Genomic DNA, 26,116 nt, shown 5'->3' with positions numbered 1-26,116 from the left:
AATAAACCGGTAAGTATGCTCTGTTCCCAAGAATCTCGTGACTTTAGTCATGAGAGGTTCAAGAGGTAATTACAATATTGTCAATTGGCGAGTCATTGCCTGAAAATAACAAGGACCACCCTCTTTTCGTTGGCTGGGTAGGATTCCGGGAATGCCACATTCAGCCTGATTGGCTGCTGGTCTACAGAGTTTATGAAGATGTCCTGATTTTGACACTGACACGAACAGGTTCTCATAGCGACCTGTTTGGAAAATAAAAGGAATACCGTACTGGAAAAATGTCCAGTACGGTATTCCTTTTAACAATGTTATAGCATCTCTTTTCTCTTTACGATCTTCTCTTCAACCTGCTTCAGGTCGAGGCTCCTTACATGCTTGGTATGCACCCATTCCTTGGAGTCCTTGTGTATGATCCCAAGAATCGCAACAGGTATCCAGGTCAGCGAGTAGAACGGGAATACAATGAAGCTGAGGATCGACTTCAGGTTCAGTTTTCCATCAAGGTACATAAGATACGGGAAGTATGCTGTCTGGATGACAGCGTAAACAATCAGCAGCCACATTATCGGCCCCACTGTTCCAGCCCTGAAGTCCAGGTACATTTCGGCTGCCTTGGCGTATGCAACTCCGATGTTAAGCACATACATGTTTACAAGGTTAAGTCCGATTAGTATCAGGTAGTATGGCTGAGCGGAATAAAGGGCGCAGTCAAAGGCTGCAAGATCCTTATCCTTTATCGCCTTCTTCATGAGCTGAAGGAAATACCTTGAGAATACGTCTGCATATCCCTGCATCCATCTTCTTCTCTGAGCTACGGACTGCTTTAGTGTAAGTGGCTTTTCATCATATATGACTGCATCGTGGGCCCATCCGACCTTATAGCCGTTAAGTATCAGCTTGCAGGTGAATTCAAGGTCTTCAACGAGGCAGTTCGCCTTCCAGCCGTATTTCCTGAGTATCATAGTGTCTACAGCAAAGCCTGTGCCGCTGATCTGTGAGGACAAACCGAGATTGTGCCTTGACAGCTTCAACATCCTGTTGGATATCCAGAATTCAAGGGAGTATGATGCGGTTATCGCAGTATCGAAAGGATTCTTCGAATCAAGATATCCCTGAACAGCATGATAGCCTCTCATCAGATGGTCATTCATTTCAAATAGGAAATTCCTTGAAACAAGGTTGTCAGCATCCAGCACTACGACAGCGTCGTAGTCCCTGTCAAGCTTGAACAGCCTGTCGAAGAACCAGTCAAGGGCAAAGCCCTTTCCCTTTTCCTTCCTGTTCTCACGCACATGGACCTTTGCTCCGGCATCCCTTGCTATTGCTGCCGTATTATCGGTGCAGTTGTCTGCAATCACAAACACATCAAAAAGCTCTTTAGGATAATTCATCTCATTGACGCTTTTCACTACATTTCCGACGACAGCCGCCTCATTATGTGCGGCAATAAGCACTGCGAAAGACTTATTGGGCTCATACCTCTTGCCCCTGTTCTTCCTGTATGTCCCGAAAAGGGATACACTAAGATGATATATGGAAAGAGCGGCAGCAATAAGGCCCACCGCCTTGAATAAAACATATATTAGATTCAGAAGCATAAGCATGCACCTCCATAGTAGCTCTCCATAAATGATAGCCTATAAAGGTCTGCCTCCTGATTAAGAAATGTTTAAATTTGTTTAAAGAATATCAGGTAGAGGATGAAAATCTCTTCATACCAAGCTTTTCACCAAGGAAAATAAGGTTATCCAACTGATTTATTCGTCCTTCCCGTATTGTGTTCTCCACTGACGGCACATTAAGAAGCAGCTCATAGTCAAGGGAAGGTCCGCTTTCACTGTATTCAAGCTGCTGAGACAGCATGAAATTCAGGACACTTGAAATCTGGAACCTGGCAAATTCCTTCTCTGCTTCCGGAATCATGGCGAGCATCCTTGTAAGCGTCCTTGACGCACCCGATGAATGGATCGTTCCAATTATCCCGTGACCGGCTTCCGCGGCAGTCAGTGCCGCCTTGAGAGAGGAAAGGTTCCTAATCTCGCCAATTACTATGAAGTCAGGGCTCTGCCTGAGCGCCTGGTATATGCCATCTTCAAAGGATGAAAAATCCCGGCCGAGCTCCCTTTGCGTTGCAGTACCCCGCTTGCTTTGCAGACGGAACTCGACCGGGTCTTCGAGAGTGACCACATGGGCATCCTCTCTTTTCAAAATCTCCTGCGTAATAGCAGCAAGTGTCGTGGACTTTCCGGAGCCTGTCTTACCTATGACAAGGGACAATCCTTTCCTCCTGGCTATCCTTTCAACCAGCATCTCAGGAAGGCCCAGTTCCTCAAGGCTGCCCACCCTGTCCCTTATCACTCTCAGGACAGCGCATTTCCTTCCTTCAGCTGTGAACAGGTTCGCCCTGTATCTTCCTCTGCACTCGAAGGCCAGGTCAACACTTGGAGGGAGCCCCGGATAAAATGCCGAAGCATTCGCAAGGTTCCTGAACAGCTCATCCATGAAGCTTGAGTCTATCGGGACTCCGCAGGCTTCGAGCCTTCCATTTATCCTGTATGCGGCGATTTCACCCTCCTTGAGGATTATATCCGACGCCTCTCCTGCCCTTGCGGCATTCAGGACTGCTTCAACGCGTCTGTCCATATCTCGATTGATTTCATGGCCTGGTTCCTCAGCATGCTTTCACCGTTGATAACCCTAAGGCCAAGCTCCTTTCCCTTCCTCAGGAATGTGGAGTACTTTGGCTCGTAATTAAGGTCATAGAGTATTGTTTCTGGCGAGTATCCGGTTATTTCTATCGGAGACCTGTCGTCGTTGATGTTCCCGAGCTTTGTGCAGTTTACGACCATTGAATACCCCGATATGTCGCCTGCCTCCTCAAGGGACATGAACGACTTTGACTCAGGGAATTGGACCTTCTTTTCCTCTGACCTGAATGCCATGTGGATTTCGGCTCCCATATGCTTAAATGCTGTGTACACTGCCCTGGCAGCTCCTCCGCTGCCGAGGATAAGTACCTTTTTACCCTTGAAATTAAGACTGCTATCAGCCAGTGATCTCTCGAATCCGTGGACATCGGTACAATATCCGATTCTTCTTCCATTCTTCACGACCACCGTGTTCACAGCCCCGACCTCAAGAGCCTCAGAATGGAGCTCATGAATAAAGCCCATTATATGCTCCTTGTACGGAACCGTTACGTTGAACCCGATGATGCCTTCCCTCTCGAGTGATTCTATGAATGACGGTATGTCATCCCTCTTCACGTCGAATATCGAATAGCTCAGCGGAATATGCCTTTCCTTGTACCAGCTGTTATGGATCTCAGGAGACCTTGAATACGATATGTTTCTTCCCAGAAGCCCAACTTTCATGTTCTTCACCTCCACTTATATTATCCCACAATTCCAAGGTTTTATACATAAGAAAAAGAGGCATGAAAATGCCCCTTTAAGTCATGGTTATGCCTTTTAAGTCATGGTGATGCACCTTATCCCAGATGCTGTCTTATCTTAGCCACTAGCACGTCAATGGCTACCTTGTTCTTTCCACCCTCAGGGATTATAAGGTCCGCATACCTCTTCGTCGGTTCAATGAACTGAAGATGCATGGGCCTTACAACCGTAAGGTACTGCTCTATTACGGACTCCATTGTCCTGCCCCTGTCCCTGATGTCCCTGACGAGCCTTCTAAGGATGCGCAGGTCCGCATCGGTATCTACGTATATCTTTACGTCCATCATGTCCCTCAGTGCCTTGTCATCAAGTATGAGTATACCTTCCAGGATTATTATCTCCCTTGGCTCAACAATCTCGACTTCAGCCTTCCTGTTATGCACAGTAAAGTCGTAAATCGGCTTCTCGATCTTCTTGCCATCAAGAAGGTCCTTGAGGTGCCTTATGAGCAGCTCAGTGTCGAATGCGTTCGGATGGTCGTAATTGGTTCTTATCCTGTCCTCGAAGGACAGGCTTGACTGATCCTTGTAATAGGAATCCTGCATTATGATGCAGATCTTCTCACTAGGAAAGCTCCTGAAGATTTCCCTTGCGACGGTGCTCTTGCCTGAGCCGGTACCGCCTGCTATACCGATAAGGATAGGCTTCTTCATATCAATCACTCCTTGAGATATCAGTCTTTCTTTTCCAGCACCAGCATGTCGCCGTACATCAGCGGACTGGTGGAGGTCGCTGAAAACACCATGGCAGCCTTGTTGGCCACGTTGATCATATTTCCTTCTTCATCCTCAAAATTATCTATTATAGTATCTATTACAGGCCCCTTTGCCCTCAGCACCTTTACGGTGTCTCCGGGATAGACCCTGTTCTTCTGTCCGATAACGTATCTGCCATTCTTCGCATCCTCGGCAACCACACCTACTATGTCATAGTCCCTGACATATGAGCTGCTCTCGTAAACCTGACTGTTGCCCCTCCCGAAGTAGAATCCGGTATAGTACTGCCTGTGGCTTATCATTGACAGCATCTCCATCCAGGCCGGGTCATAGGTATAGTTCGCAGGGTCGGCAACGTAGCTGTCTATGGCTTCCCTGTAAGCCTTTACTATGGCCGCAACATAGAATTCGGATTTCATCCTGCCTTCTATCTTGAAGGACATTATTCCAGACTCCATGAGCTCAGGAATATGCTCGATCATGCAAAGGTCCTTTGAGTTCATTATATAGGTTCCCTTGTCATCCTCCATGATCTCCATGTACTCTCCGGGTCTCGTCTCCTCCACCAGATGGTACTTGTACCTGCATGGCTGAGCGCAAGCGCCCCTGTTTGCATCCCTGCCCGTCATGTAGTTTGACAGCAGGCATCTGCCTGAATAAGCCATGCACATGGATCCATGTACGAAGGCCTCAAGATCCAGTGTCTCAGGTATGTTGTCCCTGATTTCCCTGATTTCCTTCATGCTCAGCTCCCTGGCAAGGACTATCCTCTTGATTCCCATGGAATGCCAGAATATGGCAGATCTCCAGTTCACATTGTTCGCCTGCGTGGAAAGATGGAGCTCAAGCTCAGGTACTACCTGCCTTGCTGTCATTATAATGCCGGGATCGGACACTATGGCAGCATCCACATTCGCGGCATGAAGCTCCCTGAGGTAATCCTCAAGACCGTTCATGTCGCTGTTGTGCGGAAATACGTTAAGAGTCACGTATACCTTCCTGCCCCTGTCATGGGCATACCTGATCCCTTCCTCCAGCTCTTCGTATGTAAAATTATCGGAAAATGCCCTGAGGTTAAGCCTGCTGCCACCCAGGTACACGGCATCCGCTCCGTAGTCCACTGCAGTCTTAAGCTTGCTTAGGTTTCCTGCAGGGGCGAGAAGCTCCGGTTTAAACATTTGGTTTCCTCCTTATGAATGCCACGCCGTCACCAATAGGTATGATGGCGGTTGACAGGTCCTCCCTTTCAGATATGGTCCTTGTGAATTCCCGGAGTGTCGATACCGTCGCACGGTACTTCCTGGGGAATTCTTCCCCATCGGGAACAAGGCCCCTGAAAAGGACGTTATCAACGATTATGAGTCCATCCTCATTGAGCAATGAAAGGCTTAGCTCAAGGTACTCCATGTAGTGGGATTTCCTTGCGTCTATGAAGACAAGGTCAAACTTGCCATGGTCTTCATTAAGGAAGTCCATACAGTCCGAAAGCACTACCTCTATCCTGTCTGAAAGACCTGCAGCCCTTATGTTTTCTTCAGCCTTTTCCTTCATGCCGGCATTCAGGTCCACCGTTGTAATCATTGTCTCAGGCGATTCCAGTGCCATGGCAATGGCAGAATATCCAATGGCTGTTCCCAGCTCAAGGAGCCTTTTCGGCCGTTTCATCCCTACCATGAAGAGAAGGAGGCCAAGAGCGTCCTTTTGTATAATAGGGACGCTGTTTTCCTCCGCATACTTCTCAAGATGTCCAAGTCCGGTCTCACCGACCAGGGATTCTATATATTCAGTTATGTGTGGGTATGTGATGTTGTCCATTGCAATCCTTCTTTTCTAGTTGCCGAACTCAGCCTTCTTCGCAAGGAACTCATTGTAGTTTGCAGTGAAGAAATGGGCATCTGCTTTCGGGTCAAGCACGTAATAGATGAAGTTAGTGTCAGCAGGCTGAAGAGCTGCCCTGATGGCCGCCTCGCCTGGGTTAGCTATCGGTCCGACCGGAAGCTCGCTCACCACATAGGTGTTGTATGGTGAATCAACCTTCAGGTCTTCGAGTGTGACCTTGTCGGTTGATTCCTTTCCGAGGGCATAGACTACCGTAGCGTCAATCTGCAGCCTCATCCTCTTGACTATCCTGTTCTTGATTACAGATGATACGGTGGGCATCTCCCCTGCATTGGCAGCTTCCCTCTCAATCATTGCAGCAATCGTGACTATCCTGTTCCATCTTGTGTTCGGTGAATTGATTCCAAGTTCCTTCAGTATGGCACCCATCTTCTTCACGAATGCCTTATGCATGACATCCAGTGCATATTCAGGCGTGATCCCCTTTTCAAACTTGTAGGTATCCGGCATCAGGAATCCTTCCATTGCATACCTTCTGGACTCCACATTGGTTATCCAGTCAGGATGCTTGTAGGCCTTTGCGGCATCGATGAATTCCTGCTTTGAGAACAGCCCCTTTTCCTCGAAAACATTGCCCATTCTTTCGATGGTATAGCCTTCCGGTATGGTTACTGTGATCTCATTGATGTTCTTGCCTTCCCTGAGCTCTTTGACAAACTCTTCGAGGGTGGCATCAGTCGGCACCTCATATGTACCCGCCTTGATGTTTGTGTTCAGCGGGTGCTGCATCATGTAAAGCTTTGTGAGTACTAGGCTTCTAAGGTTTCCTGCTTTTGCCAGGTCATCGAATATGCCGTTAAGCGTAGCATTCCTCTCAACGGTAACTATGACCTTATCAGAATCAGACTTCAAAGGATTTTCACCTATGCCGTTATAATAATTCCAGCCGAAAAGACCTGCTCCACCAAAAACAACTACGATGATCAAAAGAACAAGCAAAAATTTCTTCAATCCGATCCCCCTACTTCCTGGCCGCCCTCTTCCTCTCGAGGTGGTCCAGATATCTCTTTCTGATCCTGATATTAAGCGGTGTAACTTCCACCAGTTCATCATCTGATATGAATTCAAGGCAGGCTTCGAGAGACATTTCTCTTGGAGGAACCAGCTTCAGAGCTTCGTCAGAACCTGAAGACCTGGTGTTTGACAGATGCTTCTTCTTGCATATGTTGACCTCGATATCGTCTGCCCTGGAGCACTCTCCGCATACCATTCCTGAATATACTGGAACTCCAGCTCCGATAAAGAGATTTCCTCTCTCCTGCGCATTGAACAATCCGTAAGTTATTGCCTCCCCAGATTCGAAGACTACAAGGCTTCCCCTGGATCTTCCGGGTATATCACCCTTATACCTATCGTAACTATGGAACACATGATTCATTATACCATTTCCTTTGGTGTCAGTCATGAGTTCACTTCTAAAACCTATAAGTCCTCTGGAAGGTACCACGAATTCAAGTCTTGTATAGCCGTTTATCGCTGATGTCATGTTCACCATTTCGGCCTTTCTTGGCCCGAGCTTCTCCATGACAGGTCCCATGAACTCCTCAGGAACATCTATTGTGAGGTATTCCATAGGCTCTAAAGTCTTTCCGTCCTCTTCCTTCATTATTACCCTTGGCTTTGAGACCTGCATCTCGTAGCCTTCTCTTCTCATGGTCTCGATGAGTATGGAAAGATGAAGCTCACCTCTTCCTGAAACCTCATAGGAATCTGGGCTGAGCTCAACTACCTTAAGTGAAACGTTAGTCTCAAGCTCCTTGAAGAGCCTGTCGCGAAGGTGCCTGGAAGTCACGTAGGTTCCATCCTGACCAGCAAATGGCGAGTCATTGACCATGAAGTTCATGGATAGTGTAGGCTCGTCTATGTGCGCGAACGGCAGTGCCTCCGGATCCTTTGCATCAGCAACAGTATCTCCAATGGATACATCACCAAGGCCTGAGATCGCTACTATGTCTCCAAGGTAAGCCTCTTCAGTCTCAACCCTCTTCAGGCCGTCATAAAGATACATGCTGGATATGGTTGTCTTCCTGAGATCCCCGTTCTTGCTGATTATTGCTATCTGCTGGTTACGTTTCGCTCTTCCCCTTATTATCTTTCCTATGGCTATCTTTCCCACATATTCGCTTGAATCAAGGGTTGTCACAAGCATCTGAAGAGTACCATCAAGGTCTCCTTCAGGCGGCTTTACGAATTCAATGATCTTCTCGAAGAGAGGTATCATGCTGATCATGTCATCATCAAGGTCAAGCGCGGCATATCCTTCCCTTGCCGAAGCATAGATTATAGGGAAGTCGCACTGCTCGTCTGTTGCTCCAAGCTCCACGAACAGGTCGAATACTTCGTCAATTACTTCAAGCGGCCTTGCATCCTTCCTGTCTATCTTGTTGACAACAACAAGAGGATTGAGTCCGAGTTCAAGAGCCTTCTTAAGGACGAACTTCGTCTGAGGCATTGCACCTTCGTATGCGTCAACAACAAGAAGCACTGAGTCAACCATCATCAGGACTCGCTCAACCTCTCCGCCAAAGTCTGCATGACCAGGTGTATCTACGATGTTTATCCTTGTGCCTTTGTAGTGAACAGCAGTATTCTTGGAAAGGATGGTTATTCCCCTCTCCTTTTCGATGTCGTTAGAGTCCATGACCCTTTCCTCGACCTTCTCATTTATCCTGAATATGTTGGACTGCCTGAGCAGAGCATCAACCAGTGTAGTCTTGCCGTGGTCGACATGGGCGATAATTGCTACGTTTCTTACATCTTCTCTTTTATACATATTTTCCTCCATTGTTTGGGTCATGTGGCACATGGAAACGGTTAGATTTCTCATTGCATAAAAATTGGATACCAAAGGTATCCAATCAGCTGTTATCTTTCGGGGCCAAGCATGTTGACGCCGACTGCATCGGTTATTATCTTCATGATATCCTCGAATAGTATCGAGAACCTCATCTCAGCCTGCAGATACTCATTGATGTCAGGATTCATCTGTATGATTGAAGCGAAATTCTGCATCTTCTCGTTCGTCTCATCAGTTACCTTGCCGGTTTCCACAGATTCCGAGTATGCAGCAATCTGGATCTTCCTGAAATCTTCCAGCATCTTCTGCTTTTCAGGATTAGACTCGATTTTCCTGGCAGCGTTCCTGTACGCTACCACATCATCATGGTCCTTAAGGACTGAGGCGAACTCATTCACCTTGTCAAAAATATTCGTCATAATACCTCCCCTTAAATCTCCATAATGATTGGCAGGATCATTGGCCTCCTCTTGGTCTTCTCATACAGATAAGACTTGAGCGAATCCTTGATCATTGTCTTAAGCACATTCCAGTCGCTGATCCTCTTTTCTTCGCATTCATCAAGGACTTCCCTGACTACAAGCCTTGCGTTCTCCATGAGGACTTCGGCTTCCTTGACATATACGAAGCCTCTCGATATTATGTCAGGACCTGAAACGACCATACCGCTTTCCTTTTCCATGGTAACTACAACAGTTATTATTCCATCTTCAGACAAAAGCTTCCTGTCCCTCAGTACTATCTTTCCTACATCTCCGACTCCAAGGCCATCAATGAACACATGACCTGAAGCCACTGTGCCGTTCTTCCTAATTCCGTCCCTCGATAACTCAATGACATCGCCGTTCTCTGGAATCACGATGCTGTTCCTGTCCTGTCCGAGATTGAACGCAAGGTCCGCATGCTCCCTAAGGTGCCTTGACTCGCCATGTACAGGTATAAAGTGCTTTGGTCTTACTAATGTATGGATGAGCTTAATCTCTTCCTGGCATGCATGTCCTGAAACATGGACCTCTGCCAGTGATTCGTATATCACGTTCGCTCCAAGCTTGTAAAGCTGGTTTATGGTATTGAACACGGATTTCTCATTGCCTGGAATAGGTGATGATGAGAATACCACTGTGTCCCCTGTCTTTATCTGGACCTTCCTGTGGAGTCCTGCAGCCATTCTAGACAGAGCCGCCATGGGTTCACCCTGGCTTCCTGTAGTTATGATCAGCACCTGGTTCTCAGGATACTTGTTGATCTGGTCCACTGTTATCATGGAGCTTTCATCTACGTGCAGGTAGCCAAGCTCGCTTGCAACAGGGATAATGTTTTCCATTGACCTGCCTGATACAGCTATCTTCCTGCCCTGGGCAATTCCAGCTTCCATTATCTGCTGAAGCCTGTGGATATTTGACGCAAAGGTTGCGACGATTATCCTGCCTTCAACTCCCATGAACAGCTTCCTGAAGCTTTCGCCTACAGTGCTCTCTGAGAGAGTGTAGCCTCTTCTTTCAACATTGGTGCTGTCCGCCATAAGCGCCAGAACACCCTTCCTGCCAAGCTCAGAGAACCTCTGCAGGTCTATGACCTCACCGTCAACCGGTGTAAAGTCAACCTTGAAGTCTCCTGTATGGACTATGGCTCCAAGCGGTGTATGGATTGCAATGGCTGATGCATCAGCTATTGAATGGTTGACCTTTATGAACTCAACTGACAGCCTCTGGAACTTTATTACATCAGTTGGCTTTACAGTAATAAGCTCAACCACGTCAAGAAGATTGTGCTCCTTGAGCTTTATCTTGAGTAGTCCGAGTGTCAGCTTCGTTGCATAAACTGGCACGTTGATCTGCTTCAATATATATGGCAGGGCTCCGATATGGTCCTCGTGACCATGTGTTATAAAGAACCCCTTGACCTTGTCCTTGTTCTTCAATAGGTATGTGACGTCAGGTATTACCACGTCAATTCCGAACATCTCATCGTCCGGGAACTTAAGTCCGCAGTCGATTACCACGATCTCGTCCTTATACTCTATTACTGTCATGTTCTTTCCGATTTCATCGATTCCGCCAAGAGGTATTATCTTGATCTTGTCTTTTTCTTTTCTCATTAAACTAATTTTTCCTCCTTGAGTTTTTCCTCTTTAGCGCACTCTTCACAAATACCGTAAAATTTCAGGCTATGATCCTTGATTATGAAGTTGTATTTCTCTTCGATGACATGCTCTATCGGTTCAAGAAGGTCTCCCATGAATTCGGACACACGAGAACACCGGGTACATATTAGGTGATGATGAGTATGATTTTCCTCAATCCTCGTCATCTCGTACCTGGCGCTGCCGTCCTTTAAATCGAGCCTTGAAACAAGTCCCAGCTCGTTCATTAGAATAACCGTCCTGTATACCGTAGCCAGTCCAATCTCAGGCTTCTTAAGTCTCACCAGAGCATAAAGCTCTTCAACAGTGAGGTGGTTTCCCACACTTGAGATTATCGTGTCCACTATCGCCTGTCTCTGCGGGGTTAGCTTATAGCCGCTTTTTCGAAGCAGCTCCGTGACTCTTTTGATGTCCTCTCCGGATAGCTTCCCCTGCATCTCAGTTAAGTTCCTCGTCTTCGAAAATCATGCTGTAGGCTTCCTCGATCATCGCTATCTCCGAATCGTCCTCGACGCTCTGGAAAAATTCATTCCCTTCCTCATCGTAGTCAACTCTGAGCGCTGTGAAAACAGGCTCCTCGTCTTCGCCAACAGGAGATACAATATAGTATTCAGTATCTTCGATCTCAAGTCTCGTTACAACCTCGACCTCGACCTCGTTTCCTTCATCGTCCGTAAGCAGGATGATGTCAGTCATATCTTCCATGGTTTCACCTCTTTGTTTGAATAGTGCTGCTTATTTTATCTAAATATCCTTGAAGTATGAAAGTTGCTGCAATCTTGTCGACAAGCGACTTCCTCTTTTTCCTTGAAAAATCCGCTTCCAGCATTATTCGGTGCGAGGCTCTTGTAGTAAGCCTCTCATCCCAGAATTCTACCTTCATGCCTGTGCGTTCTTCAAGGAAGGCGCCAAAATCAAGACTCATCTGGGCTTGAGGCCCAATGGTCCCGTCCATGTTCTTGGGTAGTCCCACAACGATGCCTGTTACCGAGTACTCTAAGAAAATCTTCGAGAGCCCGGCAAGGTCATCCTCCATGGATTTCCTTTTCACAGTGGTGATGCCCTGGGCTGTATAGCCTAAGGGATCGCTCACTGCAACGCCGATTGTTCTTGTTCCAACATCCAGTCCTGCATACCTCATAAATAATTTGACCTTTCCTAATTCGTGCTTGAATCTCTAAAAAAGGGATACCCGTCAGGTATCCCTCCTATTCTTTGATATTTAAATAGGATTTTAAAACCTCTTCCAGGATTTCATCCCTTTCGAGTTTTCTCACAAGAGCCCTTGCACCGTTGTAGTTTGTGATATACGTGGGGTCTCCGGAGATTATGTATCCGACAAGCTGATTCACTGGGTTATAGCCCTTCTCTTTCAAAGCATTGTAGACCTCTTCCAAGATGCTCTTGGTAAGATCCTTCTTATCTCTTTCAAAGTCGAACTGCATCGTATTATCTTTATTGCTCATATTCACCTGCAAAAAAGCAGATTCACCCCCCACTAATAAACTACTATACATTACATTATAAATTATTTGGGGGTGAATGTACACCTTGAACCGGTATTATTTGATTACCGTTTCAATAAGTTTATGAACTAACTGTAAAGCTTCCGCAGTTTTTTCAGGATTCTTGCCGCCTGCCTGAGCCATATCAGGCCTTCCGCCACCGCCTCCACCAGCTACTGCAGCTATTTCCTTGATCATCTTTCCTGCATGGAGCCCCTTTGCTGTCAGGTCCTTTGATACCATTACGGAGAAATTCACCTTCTGTCCGTCCACCGAAGCCAATGCTACCACGCCTGATTTGAGTTTGTCCAGAACTTTCTCAGTTATCTCCCTGAGAGCCGATGCATCTGCATCCTTTACCTCTCCACGAACAAGGGAAACACCACCTATATCCTCCCTTGAGGATATGAGTGTATCTATGGAGCCCTTCGAAAGGCTTCTCTTAAGCTCCTCGATCTCCTTTGACCTTGCCTTAAGCTCAGCAACATTTGCAGAAGCTTTCTGAAGCAGGTCCTTTTCACTTGATTTCAGGGTCTCTGCCACTGACTCAAGCAGCTCCTCCTTTGCAATGGAAAGCCTGTATGAGTTCATTCCTGTTACTGCCTCTATCCTTCTGACTCCCGATGCTATTCCGGATTCAGACACTATCCTGAAGAGACCAATCTCTCCGCTGTTCCTTACATGTGTTCCACCACAAAGCTCCCTCGAGAAGTCACCTACTGAAAGGACCCTGACCTCGTCGCCGTACTTCTCGTCAAACAGGGCCATGGCTCCGCTCTTCTTAGCCTCCACCATGTCCATGATGTCAGTCTTTACCGGCATTGCCATAAGGATCTCCTCATTGACGATTTCCTCGATCTTCTTAAGCTCTTCAGCCGTCGCTCCCTGGAAATGGTTGAAGTCGAACCTCAGCTTCTCATCAAGGACAATGGATCCTGCCTGGTTGACATGGTCTCCCAGAACTATCTTCAGCGCCTTATGCAGTATATGTGTTGCAGTATGGTTTCTCTGTATTGATGTCCTTCTTGCCTTATCAACTGAAAGGACAGCCTCTCCCAATGAAAGCTCACCTTCGATAACAGTTACAGCATGTACAGTATTGCCGCTCCTGCTCTTTCTGGTATCAGTGACCTCAGCTCTGAAGCCTTTTCCAGTGACAAGTCCTGTATCCCCTACCTGACCACCCATTTCAGCATAGAATGGCGTCTTGTTTGTAACTATATAGCCATTGCTTCCTGCTGAAAGCTTTTCGACCTCGATCGCTCCGTCTGAAACAGCAATTATCTCGACGTCCGCTTCAAGGACATTATAGCCAACGAACTCAGTCTCATAGTGCTCAGAGAAGGTGTCTATGCCCTGAAGGCTTCCGCCCATGTAGTTGCTCTCGCCCCTGGCGCTTCTTGCCCTCTGCCTCTGCAGCTCCATCTCTTCCTTGAAAGCCTTGAAGTCAACCTTCATGCCCTTCTCGGCCAGGATCTCCTCTGTGAGCTCAAGCGGGAATCCGTATGTGTCATAAAGCTTGAATGCATGAGCTCCGCTGAATACGTCGCCTGAAGTCTCTGCGATATATCCGTTAAGAAGCTCAGTTCCCTGGTCTATTGTCTCGAGGAACTTTTCCTCTTCAAGCGCAACGATCTTGTTTATGTATGACTTTCTATCCAAAAGGTCAGGATATGCATCCTTGTAGCTTTCTATGACAGCCTCAATGACATGGTTAAGGAACTTACCCTTGGACCCAAGCACCTTACCGTGCCTTGCAGCACGCCTCAGGAGTCTTCTCATGACATAGCCTCTTCCTTCGTTTGAAGGAAGCACTCCGTCACTTATGAGGAAGGCTACGCTCTTTGCATGGTCTGCTATTATCCTTATGCTTATGTCAGTCTTCTCATCCTCACCGTAGGTCCTGCCGGTTATCTCCACGACGCTCTCGATGATGTTCTTAAGTATGTCTATCTCGAATATGGACTTCACGCCCTGCATGATGGTCGCCATTCTCTCAAGACCCATTCCTGTGTCTATGTTAGGAGCTGCAAGCCTGTTGTAGTTACCTTCCTCATCCTTGTCAAACTGCGTGAAGACAAGGTTCCAGAACTCAACCATCTCATCTCTCTCTCCAGCCTCAATGAATTCCTCAGTAGTCGTAACCACTCCATCAGCCTTGTAGTAATGGATCTCTGAGCATGGTCCGCATGGTCCCACTCCGATCTCCCAGAAGTTATCTTCCTTTCCAAGCCTGAAGATCCTTGCAGGATCTATGTTTGTCTTGTTCTTCCATATCTCGAAGGCTTCGTCATCCTCGAAATATATAGTCACATAAAGCTTGTCAGTAGGTATCTCAAGCTCCTTTGTGACAAACTCCCACGCCCAAGGAATGATCTCTTCCTTGAAGTAATCTCCGAAGGAGAAGTTCCCGAGCATCTCAAAGAACGTGGCATGCCTCTTGGTCCTGCCCACGTTGTCGATGTCTCCAGTCCTTATGCACTTCTGGCATGTCGCGATCCTTGTAGAAGGAGGAGTCTTCACTCCTGTGAAATATGCCTTGAGCGGAGCCATTCCTGCATTGATGAGAAGCAGCGACTTGTCATCCTTCGGAACCAGCGGGTATGAGTCAAGGACAAGATGTCCCTTTCCTTCAAAGAACTTCAGATATCTTTCCCTTATTTCGCTTGTACTTAGCCTGTTCATTTCGTACCTCCAATTTTTCTTTTACATATAACACACATATATAAGACAGATAAACAAAAAAAGCCTTCATCCCAGACAAGGGACGAAAGCTATGCTTCCGCGGTACCACCCTAATTATGGACATATGTCCATCTCTTTCGAAAAATCAGCTCCAAGGCAGCTTCATCATAATTTACATCAGGGTTCTCACCAACCACCCTTTCTCTTAAGGTAAAATTTACGACTACTCATCCTCTTCATTGCCGGAATATTACTATAAAATTATAGATAATGCAGAGCTATCTGTCAATAGGCCAAACTCCCTATCATCAAAGGTTTTCCACAAGCTGGACCTTCACCCCGCTGGGATCCTTCACGAACAGGAATTTTACTCCTGGTCCTGGCTGAAACGGTCCGCTATGCACTGGAATTCCCTTTTTATCAAGCAATTCTATCATCTTGTCCATGGATTCAACAATGAACCCAATCGAAATATCATCTCCATGCGACACCTTGCAGCCTTCCTCTGAGATAAGCTCAACCTGTGTATCACCATCCCCAAGGAAACAAAACTCCATCTTCGGTCCTGCCTTGAACCTTCTGTTAATCGGTAATCCAAGCAGACCGTTGTAGAACTCAACCGACTTTTCCATATCATCCACATGCAGCGTAGTCCAGCAATACTTCATACATTAACCCCCCAAATATTAACCATTTCCTATATCATACACTATCATCCACCAATATTGATAATGGAAAATAAATTAGCAAAAGCAGTACCCGCATATTACAATGCGGGTACTCACGGTCATTTGACTTTGCCCTTTGAAAGGGATTTAAGTATCAAAGTTGCATCTGTCTTGTCAACAATACCATCCAGATTGTAGTCTGCAGCCAGAAGCTCCCTGTCACTAAGGACTAATCTTCCTGCCAGATATCTCAGTATGAGATTTGCATCATTCTTGTCTACGATGTCATTATCGTTCACATCGCCGGGTAGTATAGGCTTCTCAACACTCCACATTACCATGGTAGCATTATTGTTTCCGTCGTATGTCCTGAGGCCACCCACGCTTCCTATAATAATATCAAAAGTGTTTTCATCGCTTGCGTCAGGCACTGAAAAATCAGCAATGAAATAGCCTTCACTGTCTGGAACAGGCTCTCTGAATATCGGAAAACCTTCTTCGCCCGCTATTACCTGGACATATGAACCAGGCTCGATATAGCCATTTACGAGGTCATTCTCAGCATCAGCAGATATGAATCTTAGGGCGCTGAGAATGAAGACCTTGTCTATCATTCCATCAGTCACCATAAGCTTAAGTCCGCCGTGCAGGTCGATTCCCAACGAACCGAAGTCCACTTCGAAAAAGCCTTCAGCATTAGTGTTCACATTAAAGGTTTCATATACTGTCTCACTGGAATATACCCTGATTTCTATATTGCTTGATGGCTTCCACTCAAGCCCATCAAGTATCTCTGTATCAGTGTGGGCCTCGAGCGCTGGATTAGGTGCCCAGAAGCTAACCAGGCACATGTCTCCGTCAGTGTCCACCTGCATGACAGTTCCGGCATCCTGTGAAGTAATATCATATGTCCCTTCGCTACCCTGCACTACAGAAAAATCTGCAGTGAAATTTCCATCAATCACTTCAGAGGTCCTGCTGACCTGACCTCCATCAAAGAAAATGGTTGTTAAGACAGGTGAAACCAGATTGCTGGAACCATGTATCTTATCATTCACGGTATCCACTAAGTCCACCTTAAGGTCAGGAATAATCAGTTCCCTGAACAATCCATTGAACTCAACAGTAATCCTGTCTCCGGGAACAATAGCCACACCTTCTGGAAACCTTAACCATTCATCAGACGGATAATTAAATGTCCCCTCAAATTTGATTTCCGCATCTCTAATCAGCTTTATCATGTAGATGCCTTCTGATGTGCCATCATCGCTGAAGTTCAAAGACCCTTCATATGGAAAGACCATAATCGTGGCAATCTTTGGAGCAATCCACCTCACGCTGGTGTTGTCCCCGTCCGTTTCTATCTGTGATACGAGGCCATTATCGCCTGGTTTTAGTACATATTCTACAGCTGAGAATGTGGCATACCAGTTTCCATCAGAAATAAAACCATCTGCGCCATATGGACCGCCTTCGACGAATACAGTTGCATAAATCGGGTATAGGCTGCTCGTCGTACCGGAAACGGTATTCTCCGAAACATCTACCAATGTGACCGCGATATCCGATACGATCATATCCCTTGTCAGGCCTGCACCTGAAAGAACAGCTCTGTCACCGACCGCAACATCTATATCTCCAGGGATGACATCAATCCATGGATTCCCCGAATCATATGTGAAACTGCCGGAATATTTCAGATTTTCCAGAGAGTCATATAACTCAATGGTGCAGTTCATTCCATCCGTACCATCAGATGAGAAATTCACTACATCCTCCAGTGGCCAGGCATGTATGTGTGGAAGAACTTCACCTTCAGCCAAAGCGGTTTTGAACGGAGTCAGCATAATGAATGTCAGAAACGAAAGCACCAGAAAGCAGAATCTGAGCTGATGCCTTTTAGACAGATGACCGTTCATACTTTCCATGTCAGACCCTCCTCATGAAACAGGTCGCTTGAAGCACCTGTATCTTAATCTGAATTTTCTGATTATATATTAACTTAAATATTGAAATGTGCTATGTAGTATCGGTTAATATATGGCGAATTTTCATTGGGTCAGATAAATCATCTTGATTATTACTTAGTCCATTATGGAATAATAAATATATCAAATATTCAAAATTTTAGTTGATAACAAAGCCTGAATTCAAATCTTGTTCTTAGGCCTTATGCTGCTCAATATTAAATTACACAAATTACTGAATTTACGTATTTAGTTTACGCAAATAATTTACGTAAATTATTGTAATTATTTAAGTAAAATCTTACAATTAACATAGAGGTGATAATATGCTTCCTGAACAACTTATAACACTCGCAAATGAAATAATAAAGAACAAATGCGAAATGCAGAATATTGAACTTAAGAGTTCAGAACATGGAGCATCAGAAAGGCTTTACGATACGTTATCCAGTTTTTCCAACCAATCTGGGGGAGGAATAATAATTTTCGGCATCAGCGAAAAGAACGGATTCTCAGTATCGGGTGTATATGATGTTCAGGACCTCCAGATGAAGGTAACAAACCAGGCTTTGCAGATGCAGCCTAATGTCAGACCAGTATTCACTGTCGCTGAGATTGGTGGAAAGCAAATCGTGAGCGCTGAAATTTCCGAGTGCGAAATCTATGACAAACCATGCTTCTACAAGGGTACCGGCAGATTGCGTGGTTCATACATTAGGGTTGGCGAATCCGACCAGCAAATGACTGAATACGAAATCTACAGCTATGAGGCCTTCAGACGAAAAATCCAGGACGAACTCCGCATTGTCGAGAGAGCCTCGATTGATGATTTTGACAGGACTGCTCTTGAAGAATATCTGCAGAAAATCAGAAAGTCCAAACCTAATCTTGCGATACTTGACGATTTTCGCATTCTCCAGCTTCAAGGCATGGTTGACGGTGGAAAGCCTACAATCGTTGGCGTACTTATGCTTTCAATATTTCCTCAGGCCTATTTCCCTCAACTTTCAATAACTGCCGTTGTTGTGCCTGGAACTGAAATCGGGGACACTGGTCCTAACCATGAACGCTTTATCGACAACCAAAGAATAGACGGCAGAATACCTCAGATGCTTGAAGATGCCATTGCGTTCGTTAGGAGAAACACACGGACCACAACTATTATTGACCAATATGGAAAGAGATCTGACAAACCGGAATACCCTCTTCTTGCAATCAGGGAAATTATCCTCAATGCCCTTATACACAGGGACTATAGCATCCATACCGATGCTTCCCCAATACGGCTGATATTGTACCGTGACAGGATCGAAATTGAAAATCCAGGTGGTCTTTATGGCAGGACACGCTTGTCAGATCTTGGAAAGCTTGCTGCAGACACAAGAAATCCATTCATAGCAGGTGCGCTTGAGGTCCTTATAGATACTGAAAACAGATTTTCCGGGATCCCAACCATTATGAATGAAATGATGAAGGCTGGATTGAAGCCACCCATATTTACCGATAGCCATGGCCGATTCAAGGTTACCCTTTATAACGGGCAGGCAGCAGATATTATTGTCAAAGCAGATTTCGGAAGCTATATGGATATATCGGAGCGAATCCTTGTCTTCTGCAGGACACCGCGTTCAAGGGAAGAGATCGCATCATTCCTTAGAATGGATTCCCCTTATTATGTCATCACAAGGTATGTCAACCCTCTGATTGAAAGCAACAAAATAAGGTTTACCTTACCTGAAAAACCAAAGAGCAAGAATCAAAGATTCGTGACCATATCATGACTATCATCTTTTGATGAAGTCTTCGACCATCAGAATATCTGGTATTCACCCTTTTGTTGAATGGGATTTGAGAGTGGGATAAAGACCGCATAATAAGAACCAAAAAAGAGAACTTCAATCATCGATAGATGCAGGAGGTTCTCTTAATTCTAGTTCTAAATTACTTCAACTATTGTTCCGCCGCCAAGCACCAGGTTGCCGTCATAGAAAACAACCGACTGCCCTAAGGTTATAGCTCTCTGCTTTTCCTTGAAGATGACCCTGACATTGTCTCCTTCAGGGTAAATTGTGCATTCTGCAGGCTTTGAGGAGTATCTTATCTTCGCTCTTACAGCAATCGGGCTTTCAAGCTTTTCTATCGTGATGAAATTCAGGTCTGATGCAACAAGGGTATCCTTGAAAAGGTCCTCCTCGTCACCAAGTATGACTTCATTCTTGTCCCTGTCGATTCCTGATACGAATACTGGTCTTCCTAGCGACAATCCAAGCCCTTTTCTCTGGCCAATTGTATAATAAGCGATTCCCTTATGCTTTCCGAGAACCTTTCCATTCCTGTCAACAAAATTGCCTTCTATCCTGGCTTCAGGCTTCTTTTCGTAGATATACCTGCCATGGTCGTTGTCATCGATGAAGCAGATCTCCTGTGAATCACGCTTGGAATGTACTCCAAGGTCCATCTCCTTGGCAATCTCCCTTATCCTCTTCTTTGTATATTCACCGCATGGCATGAGGGTCTTTCTCAGCTGCTCCTGGGTAAGGTTATAGAGTGCATAAGTCTGGTCCTTAGTGTCGTCATCAGCCTTCTCAAGGACCATCCTTCCATCCTTCTCGTAGATCTTAGCATAGTGTCCGGTGGCAACATAGGATGCCCCCAATGCTTCAGCCCTCTCCAGCAGCTCTTCAAACTTGATGTACCTGTTGCATGCTACGCATGGATTGGGTGTCTTCCCATCAAGGTATTCGTCTATGAAGTAGTCTATTACCTTTTCCTTGAACACTTCCTTGAAGTTCATCACATAGAATGGAATCCCTAAGGTATCTGCCACCATCCTGGCGTCGTCAACCGCGGACAGTGAACAGCATCCGCCTTCCCTTTCCTTGAATCCCTCGTCATCCTGCCAGACCTGCATGGTCACGCCTATGACCTCATAGCCCTGCTGCTTCAGGAGATACGCAGCAACGGAGGAGTCTACTCCTCCGCTCATTCCAAGCACTACCTTGTTGTTCATAAAATTTAATCACCTGTATCCTCTGTCACTTGTTTCATATCAGTTACCTGTTTCTGCCGTTCCTCAGGGCCCTCTGCCTTGATATGGTAGAGTCGATGATCTTTATTGCCTTCTCCACATCTGCCTCTGTATTCTCTCTGCCAAGAGTCAGCCTCAGGCTGCCTCTTGAAAGCTCCTTGTCGTTCCCGATGGCCATAAGGACATGAGATGGGTCAAGGGCACCTGAAGTACATGCGCTGCCGGATGATGCCAATAGACCTGCTATGTCCAGAGATACGAGAAGCTCCTCTCCTTCTATGCCATCGAAGGAGACATTAACATTATTCGGAAGCCTCATTGCTCCAGATGGCCCATTAAGCTTCGCGAAAGGTATCTGGAGAAGCCCGTCTGTAAGCTTGTCTCTAAGCCTGGCTATCCTGAGGTTTTCCTCATCACCGAGCTCCAGAGCTATCTCAAGCGCCCTTGCCATTCCTGCTATACCTGCAACATTCTCCGTTCCTGCTCTACGACCCTTTTCCTGTGAGCCTCCATCAAGCAGGTTATCAATCAATATACCGCCTCTGACATAAAGTGCTCCAGTACCCTTGGGTCCATAGAACTTATGGGCAGACATTGAAAGTGCATCTATGCACATTTCCTCAACATCCAGGCTTATGGCTCCCACAGCCTGTACTGCGTCAGTATGGAAGTAGACTCCCTTTTCCATGCAAATCCTACCTATTTCTCTGATTGGCTGGAGTGTCCCAATCTCATTGTTTGCTGCCATTATGGTAACAAGTACTGTATCAGGCCTTATCTTCTGCATAAGCTCCATTGGAGAAACGAGGCCTTCATTGTCTACGTTAAGAAGAGTAATCTCATATCCTTCCCTGGCAAGGCTGTCAAGCGCGCTTAGAACTGCATGGTGTTCGGTCTTCTGGGATATTATGTGCCTTCCCTTGGACTGGTTTGCCCTTGCAATTCCCTTTATCGCCCAGTTGTTGGCTTCGGTACCGCCTGAAGTAAAATAAACCTCATGGCTTTTCGCATTTATAGCCTTTGCTACGATGTCCCTTGTCTTCCTCAGCATTGACTTGGGATTCCTCGATATGGAATATATGGATGACGGGTTGCCATAATCCTCCGTAAGGAAAGGCACCATTGCTTCGAAAGCCCTGCTATCCAGCTTTGTAGTTGCCGCATGGTCCATATAAACAAGGTTTGTCATTTCTTGATCATCACCTCTTTTATCGGTGTCCCCTTGAAGTTCTCATAATCATCGAGCATGTCCTGAAGAGTAACTGATTCCATGACAGTATCTATGGAATCCTTTATCTTCTTCCAAAGCACCCTTGTAGCACATACATCCATATTGGTACAGCCATCCTCGAGGCAATCCGAGATGTCGACAGGTCCTTCTAGGATGTTCATGATGTCAAGTACGGTAATGTCCTTCGGTTCCTTAGCAAGCACATATCCGCCCTGCGCTCCCCTGATGCTTGTTATGAGCTTTGCTCTCCTGAGCGGGGCGAAAAGCTGCTCCAGATAGTATTCTGAAATACCCTGCCTCTGGGATATGCTCTTTATGGAAACAGGAGTAACACTATTATGGACTGCAAGATCCATCATGGCCTTAACCCCGTATTTTCCCTTTGTTGACAATTTCATGGGAGACACCTCCAAACTTCGTTACCTTGAATTTTACTAAATCCGACTGTTTCTGTCAACTTTACTCCTCACCCTTAACCTTGTCCCAATACACTTTGGCAGCCTGCTCAGACTTGTTATCGCCATACCTGTAGAACTTCTTGCCCTTCAGACTCTCTGGCATGTACTCCTGCTTCACATAATTGTTCGGATGGCCATGGGGATACACATATTTCTGCATCCTTCCCATAGCCTTTGCTCCCTCATAATGCCCATCACGAAGATGAAGAGGCAGTTCCAGAACAGCATTCTTGTCAAGAGCCTCCATGGCAGCATCAATAGCTACTATAGCAGAATTTGACTTAGGAGCGGTTGCAAGAAGTATCACAGCCTGTGCCAGAGGGATTCTTGCCTCAGGGAATCCAAGCGCCAGAGCTGCATCCGTACAGGCCTTTACTATAGTGATTGCCTGCGGGTATGCAAGCCCAATGTCCTCAGCTGATATGACAAGAAGCCTCCTTATTATCGAAATCAGGTCTTCACCCTTGATAAGCATCGCAAGGTATGCTAGTGCAGCATCCGGGTCACTGCCTCGTATTGACTTCTGAAAGGCAGACAACAGGTCATAATGGACATCTCCATCAGAGTCAAAGTTCATTACCTTCCTCTGAAGTACCCTTTCCACATCAGCGACAGTTATGCTGATATCTTCAACTCCTGTCCTGTCCTTTGAAACAAGCACGAGCTCAAGGTTGTTCAGCGCCTTCCTCATATCTCCGTCAGCCATTGAAGCCATGGACTCCAGACAACCCTTATCAAGGACAATGCTGTTCTTACCTGCTTCCTCCTTGTAGAATTCAACCCCTCTCTCAAGTCCATCCAGGACATCCCTGAATGAAAGCGGCTTGAATTCAACTATGATAGCTCGGGACACCAGAGCCTTGAATACTGCAAAATGAGGATTCTCAGTAGTACTTCCAATAAGCACAATCCGGCCCTTTTCCATATAATCAAGGAGGATTTGTTGATTGCGCTTGTTGAACATATGAATCTCATCTATGTATAAGACTATCCCCTTGTATCCTGTAAGCATATTCAGCTCTTCAAGGGCAGCCTTGACATCCTTAAGTGAATCAACTGAAGCATTAAGGCTTATGAACCTCATTTCCGTAAGGTCGGCAAGAAGCCTGGCAACAGTAGTTTTCCCTGTCCCGGGAGGTCCATAGAATATCATGTTCATGAGGGACTTCCCCTCTATCATCGAAGTAAGAAGACGTCCTTCCCCTATTATGTGCTTCTGTCCCAATACATCCTTGAGACTTCTCGGTCTGATTCTACTGGCAAGCGGTTCCATTAACAACACCTCTATGATGATTATACCAAAAACAATGTGCATTAGTTCCATGCCTTGATAAACAAGTTCAAACAATTGAATTACCAACTACGAAATAGTATGCAATAACTAAAATTGAATCAAATCTATAAGTCTGAATTGGAAAAAACTGCATTAACTAAAAATTGGCGGGATCATCTCCCGCCAATTTGATTTATCCTTTGTTGATATCTTTAGTCTGGAGCGGACAACATCACATTATGCGATATCATCCGCTTGTTCCAACCTTTCAAGCCGTTATTGGACAATCGTCGTGCTGCTGTAAGTAAATGTCATTTCAGGTCTGCCGTAGATTGTAGCCCACGCTGTGCCCTTGAGTGATGCACCCTTCGCCAGTACTTTATCAGCAAATGTGCACTCATACTCTATGATAATCTCTTCATCAAAGATATATGGTACATTAGGGATAATCTGTTCTGGTACATCCAGAGCTACTCCTTCCTTTGATACTACCCAGAATGTGCAACCAGTTGCTTCAATATCAGTATATACCTTTGCCTTCTTAGCTTTAGTTGTCCAGTCCAAACCAAAATCCTTCAGTACTATTAAAGCACCATCAGGAACCTTTGCTGCTGTACTCTGGTCTGTAATCCTGAAGCTACCGCTGGCAGTATCGCTAACTGAACTTGCAGAAATCATCAGATACTCTATCTGGATGCTCGGCTGTCCTTTTGATATTCCGTAGTAATTAGCATCATCTGTGTCAGTGTCAGTTTCTACATTTCCTGCCCCATCAGTGAATTCTCCACTTGCTGTAGCCGTATTTGTATGCTGTCCAAGCAGTGCAGTTGTTGATATCGTATATACAAGTGGTACACCCGGAACTAGACTTTCAGGTATTATTAAACCTTCAAGACTATAAACGTTATCTGTAAGTGAGAAGTTATATAACGTTACCGGCGAGTTATTTGTTACTGTAAACCTAAATTCAACCAGGTATCCCTCTACTACTATTGGTCCAGTAGGATCATCTGCATCGGCCCAATCACTCCATGAGTCGCCACCATATGATACTCTGACCTCTTTTTCAACATCGATATCTGCGGTTACATCAGTGAAGTTCACATCCTCTTCATCATCATCCGAATCCTCTGTTTCCTCATTATCTTCAGCTGTTACCGTAACAACATTATGATGTGGTATTCCACCTTCATAATCTCCGTCAATCCACTCAGTGAACAAATAGGTCGCAACTTCACCAACTTTTAGGTACTGCTTGTCGAACAGGCTCACATCGATTGTCCCGAATACCGTGTCGACAGCTCCGATCAATGTTACAGGCTCTGTTCCTATGTTCTTGACCGTAATCGTGAATGTTACATCTCCGCCTGTCTCTGGTACGCTTGTTGGGTTTGCCGTCTTGGTTACTTCAATCACTGGTGCAACGTCGCTAAACGTTACTGTTGCCGTCGCTGTTGCTGTCGCCTCCGAATTATCATCATCAACTGCCGTTACATCTATTGTGTTGATGTGGTCTATCAGCAAATCCGATTCCAGAGTCTTATTTACCGAGAAGGTGAACTCACCTCCTGGTGCAAGCACTATGTCATTTCCACCGTTCTGTAATTTCGCTGCTGCCAGAAGATTTCCGAGTTTATCGTCATACAGGTAGGTTACCGTTTCTTCTTCCACGCCTGTGTTGGTTATAACAAACGTGAAGGTTACCTCTCCGCCTGTCTCTGGTACTTCCAATGGTGACGGTACCTTAGTGATCGCTATAAGTGGCTTAACGTCGTCGAAGGTTACTGTTTCGTCGTCCGTTGCGGTATCTGTTGTTCCGTCATCGTCCGTTCCGACTGCTGTTGTCACATTGTAGTGTGGTGTCAACGAGTCTGATGCCAGGAACGCTGTGAATGTTCCGCTATACGATCCTCCTACTGGTATCAATCCACCAGTTACCAAGGTTCCCTGTCCATTCAGGTCTCCGAATACACTGTCAGTAAGGCTGGTGAGCGTTACGTCCTCCACTCCTATGTTCTCTACAAGGATTGTGAAGGTTACGGTTCCGCCTGTCTCTGGTACGTGTGTCGGATCCGCTGTCTTTGTTACCTGAATATCAGGTGCCACATCATCGAAGGTTACGGTCTCGTCATCAGTTGCGGTATCTGTTGTTCCGTCATCGTCCGTTCCGACTGCTGTTGTCACATTGTAGTGTGGTGTCAACGAGTCTGATGCCAGGAACGCTGTGAATGTTCCGCTATACGATCCTCCTACTGGTATCAATCCACCAGTTACCAAGGTTCCCTGTCCAT

The 26,116-nt window shown here is 45.9% G+C and carries 23 protein-coding genes, 1 pseudogene and 1 other annotated feature; of the genes and pseudogenes, 2 read left to right on the top strand and 22 right to left on the bottom strand.

Annotated elements, in window-relative coordinates:
* Nucleotides 1–68: 68 nt before the first annotated feature.
* Nucleotides 69–257 (top strand): annotated as a pseudogene (locus J2Z34_RS12620) (type II toxin-antitoxin system YafQ family toxin); the annotation flags it as partial.
* A 51-nt stretch (nt 258–308) separates the two neighbouring features.
* On the opposite strand, the gene J2Z34_RS12615 reads toward J2Z34_RS12620, so the two are convergent.
* From J2Z34_RS12615 to J2Z34_RS12535, 17 genes are all read right to left on the bottom strand, one after another.
* The gene (locus tag J2Z34_RS12615) at nt 309–1,604 is read right to left on the bottom strand and encodes a glycosyltransferase family 2 protein (protein WP_209460228.1); all 1,296 of its coding nucleotides are present in this window, start codon (nt 1,602–1,604) and stop codon (nt 309–311) included.
* 85 nt (nt 1,605–1,689) lie between these two features.
* Nucleotides 1,690–2,643, bottom strand: coding sequence for a type IV pilus twitching motility protein PilT (locus tag J2Z34_RS12610; protein WP_209460227.1), 954 nt, complete (start codon nt 2,641–2,643; stop codon nt 1,690–1,692).
* Complete coding sequence (locus J2Z34_RS12605; RefSeq protein WP_209460226.1) at nt 2,616–3,374, bottom strand: shikimate dehydrogenase family protein; 759 nt, start codon at nt 3,372–3,374, stop codon at nt 2,616–2,618. The genes J2Z34_RS12610 and J2Z34_RS12605 overlap by 28 nt, the downstream gene beginning before the upstream one ends.
* Before the next feature lie 116 nt (nt 3,375–3,490).
* Complete coding sequence (udk, locus tag J2Z34_RS12600) at nt 3,491–4,108, bottom strand: uridine kinase (protein ID WP_209460225.1); 618 nt, start codon at nt 4,106–4,108, stop codon at nt 3,491–3,493.
* Nucleotides 4,109–4,128: 20 nt separating this feature from the next.
* Nucleotides 4,129–5,349, bottom strand: coding sequence for a peptidase U32 family protein (locus J2Z34_RS12595; RefSeq protein ID WP_209460224.1), 1,221 nt, complete (start codon nt 5,347–5,349; stop codon nt 4,129–4,131).
* Nucleotides 5,342–5,986, bottom strand: a complete 645-nt coding sequence (locus J2Z34_RS12590) for an O-methyltransferase (RefSeq protein ID WP_209460223.1) — start codon at nt 5,984–5,986, stop codon at nt 5,342–5,344. The genes J2Z34_RS12595 and J2Z34_RS12590 overlap by 8 nt, the downstream gene beginning before the upstream one ends.
* 15 nt (nt 5,987–6,001) lie before the next feature.
* On the bottom strand, nt 6,002–7,021 hold the full coding sequence (mltG, locus tag J2Z34_RS12585) for an endolytic transglycosylase MltG (RefSeq protein ID WP_209460222.1): 1,020 nt from the start codon (nt 7,019–7,021) through the stop codon (nt 6,002–6,004).
* Between the two features lie 10 nt (nt 7,022–7,031).
* Nucleotides 7,032–8,843, bottom strand: a complete 1,812-nt coding sequence (typA, locus tag J2Z34_RS12580; protein WP_245250724.1) for a translational GTPase TypA — start codon at nt 8,841–8,843, stop codon at nt 7,032–7,034.
* Between the two features lie 92 nt (nt 8,844–8,935).
* Nucleotides 8,936–9,286 (bottom strand): YlbF family regulator, encoded by a 351-nt coding sequence (locus J2Z34_RS12575; protein ID WP_209460221.1) that lies wholly within the window; start codon nt 9,284–9,286, stop codon nt 8,936–8,938.
* An 11-nt stretch (nt 9,287–9,297) separates the two neighbouring features.
* Nucleotides 9,298–10,965, bottom strand: a complete 1,668-nt coding sequence (locus J2Z34_RS12570; protein WP_209460220.1) for a ribonuclease J — start codon at nt 10,963–10,965, stop codon at nt 9,298–9,300.
* Nucleotides 10,965–11,447, bottom strand: coding sequence for a Fur family transcriptional regulator (locus J2Z34_RS12565; protein WP_209460219.1), 483 nt, complete (start codon nt 11,445–11,447; stop codon nt 10,965–10,967). The genes J2Z34_RS12570 and J2Z34_RS12565 overlap by 1 nt, the downstream gene beginning before the upstream one ends.
* Before the next feature lies 1 nt (nt 11,448).
* Entirely contained in the window at nt 11,449–11,715 is a 267-nt protein-coding gene (locus J2Z34_RS12560; RefSeq protein ID WP_209460218.1) for a DUF1292 domain-containing protein, read from the bottom strand.
* A 4-nt stretch (nt 11,716–11,719) separates the two neighbouring features.
* Nucleotides 11,720–12,151 (bottom strand): Holliday junction resolvase RuvX, encoded by a 432-nt coding sequence (gene ruvX / locus J2Z34_RS12555; protein ID WP_209460217.1) that lies wholly within the window; start codon nt 12,149–12,151, stop codon nt 11,720–11,722.
* A gap of 67 nt (nt 12,152–12,218) precedes the next feature.
* Nucleotides 12,219–12,476, bottom strand: a complete 258-nt coding sequence (locus tag J2Z34_RS12550) for an IreB family regulatory phosphoprotein (protein WP_023386421.1) — start codon at nt 12,474–12,476, stop codon at nt 12,219–12,221.
* Nucleotides 12,477–12,572: 96 nt separating this feature from the next.
* Complete coding sequence (alaS, locus tag J2Z34_RS12545; protein ID WP_209460216.1) at nt 12,573–15,200, bottom strand: alanine--tRNA ligase; 2,628 nt, start codon at nt 15,198–15,200, stop codon at nt 12,573–12,575.
* A 75-nt stretch (nt 15,201–15,275) separates the two neighbouring features.
* Nucleotides 15,276–15,449: a binding site (T-box leader), on the bottom strand.
* Between the two features lie 59 nt (nt 15,450–15,508).
* Nucleotides 15,509–15,868, bottom strand: coding sequence for a VOC family protein (locus J2Z34_RS12540; RefSeq protein ID WP_209460215.1), 360 nt, complete (start codon nt 15,866–15,868; stop codon nt 15,509–15,511).
* A gap of 119 nt (nt 15,869–15,987) precedes the next feature.
* Nucleotides 15,988–17,796 (bottom strand): dockerin type I repeat-containing protein, encoded by a 1,809-nt coding sequence (locus J2Z34_RS12535; protein ID WP_209460214.1) that lies wholly within the window; start codon nt 17,794–17,796, stop codon nt 15,988–15,990.
* 365 nt (nt 17,797–18,161) lie between these two features.
* Here J2Z34_RS12535 and J2Z34_RS12530 point away from each other — a divergent pair, with 365 nt between their 5' ends.
* A complete protein-coding gene (locus J2Z34_RS12530) occupies nt 18,162–19,616 on the top strand; it encodes an ATP-binding protein (protein ID WP_209460213.1) in 1,455 nt (484 codons plus the stop codon).
* A gap of 155 nt (nt 19,617–19,771) precedes the next feature.
* Here the strand turns inward: J2Z34_RS12530 and mnmA are convergent, their stop codons facing one another.
* From mnmA to J2Z34_RS12505, 5 genes are all read right to left on the bottom strand, one after another.
* A complete protein-coding gene (mnmA, locus tag J2Z34_RS12525; protein ID WP_209460212.1) occupies nt 19,772–20,845 on the bottom strand; it encodes a tRNA 2-thiouridine(34) synthase MnmA in 1,074 nt (357 codons plus the stop codon).
* 43 nt (nt 20,846–20,888) lie between these two features.
* Nucleotides 20,889–22,052: a cysteine desulfurase family protein gene (locus J2Z34_RS12520; protein WP_209460211.1), complete on the bottom strand. Its 1,164-nt coding sequence runs from the start codon at nt 22,050–22,052 to the stop codon at nt 20,889–20,891.
* A complete protein-coding gene (locus J2Z34_RS12515; protein WP_209460210.1) occupies nt 22,049–22,492 on the bottom strand; it encodes an RrF2 family transcriptional regulator in 444 nt (147 codons plus the stop codon). The genes J2Z34_RS12520 and J2Z34_RS12515 overlap by 4 nt, the downstream gene beginning before the upstream one ends.
* Nucleotides 22,493–22,553: 61 nt before the next feature.
* Complete coding sequence (locus tag J2Z34_RS12510) at nt 22,554–23,825, bottom strand: replication-associated recombination protein A (RefSeq protein WP_209460209.1); 1,272 nt, start codon at nt 23,823–23,825, stop codon at nt 22,554–22,556.
* A gap of 276 nt (nt 23,826–24,101) precedes the next feature.
* Nucleotides 24,102–26,116: COG1361 family protein (locus J2Z34_RS12505; RefSeq protein ID WP_209460208.1), on the bottom strand; the 2,015-nt coding region annotated here is incomplete at its 5' end.

It is taken from the genome of Youngiibacter multivorans, from assembly GCF_017873395.1.
Taxonomy (GTDB): Bacteria; Bacillota; Clostridia; order Clostridiales; family Clostridiaceae; genus Youngiibacter; species Youngiibacter multivorans.
This window is presented reverse-complemented; position numbering and strand designations above follow the sequence as displayed.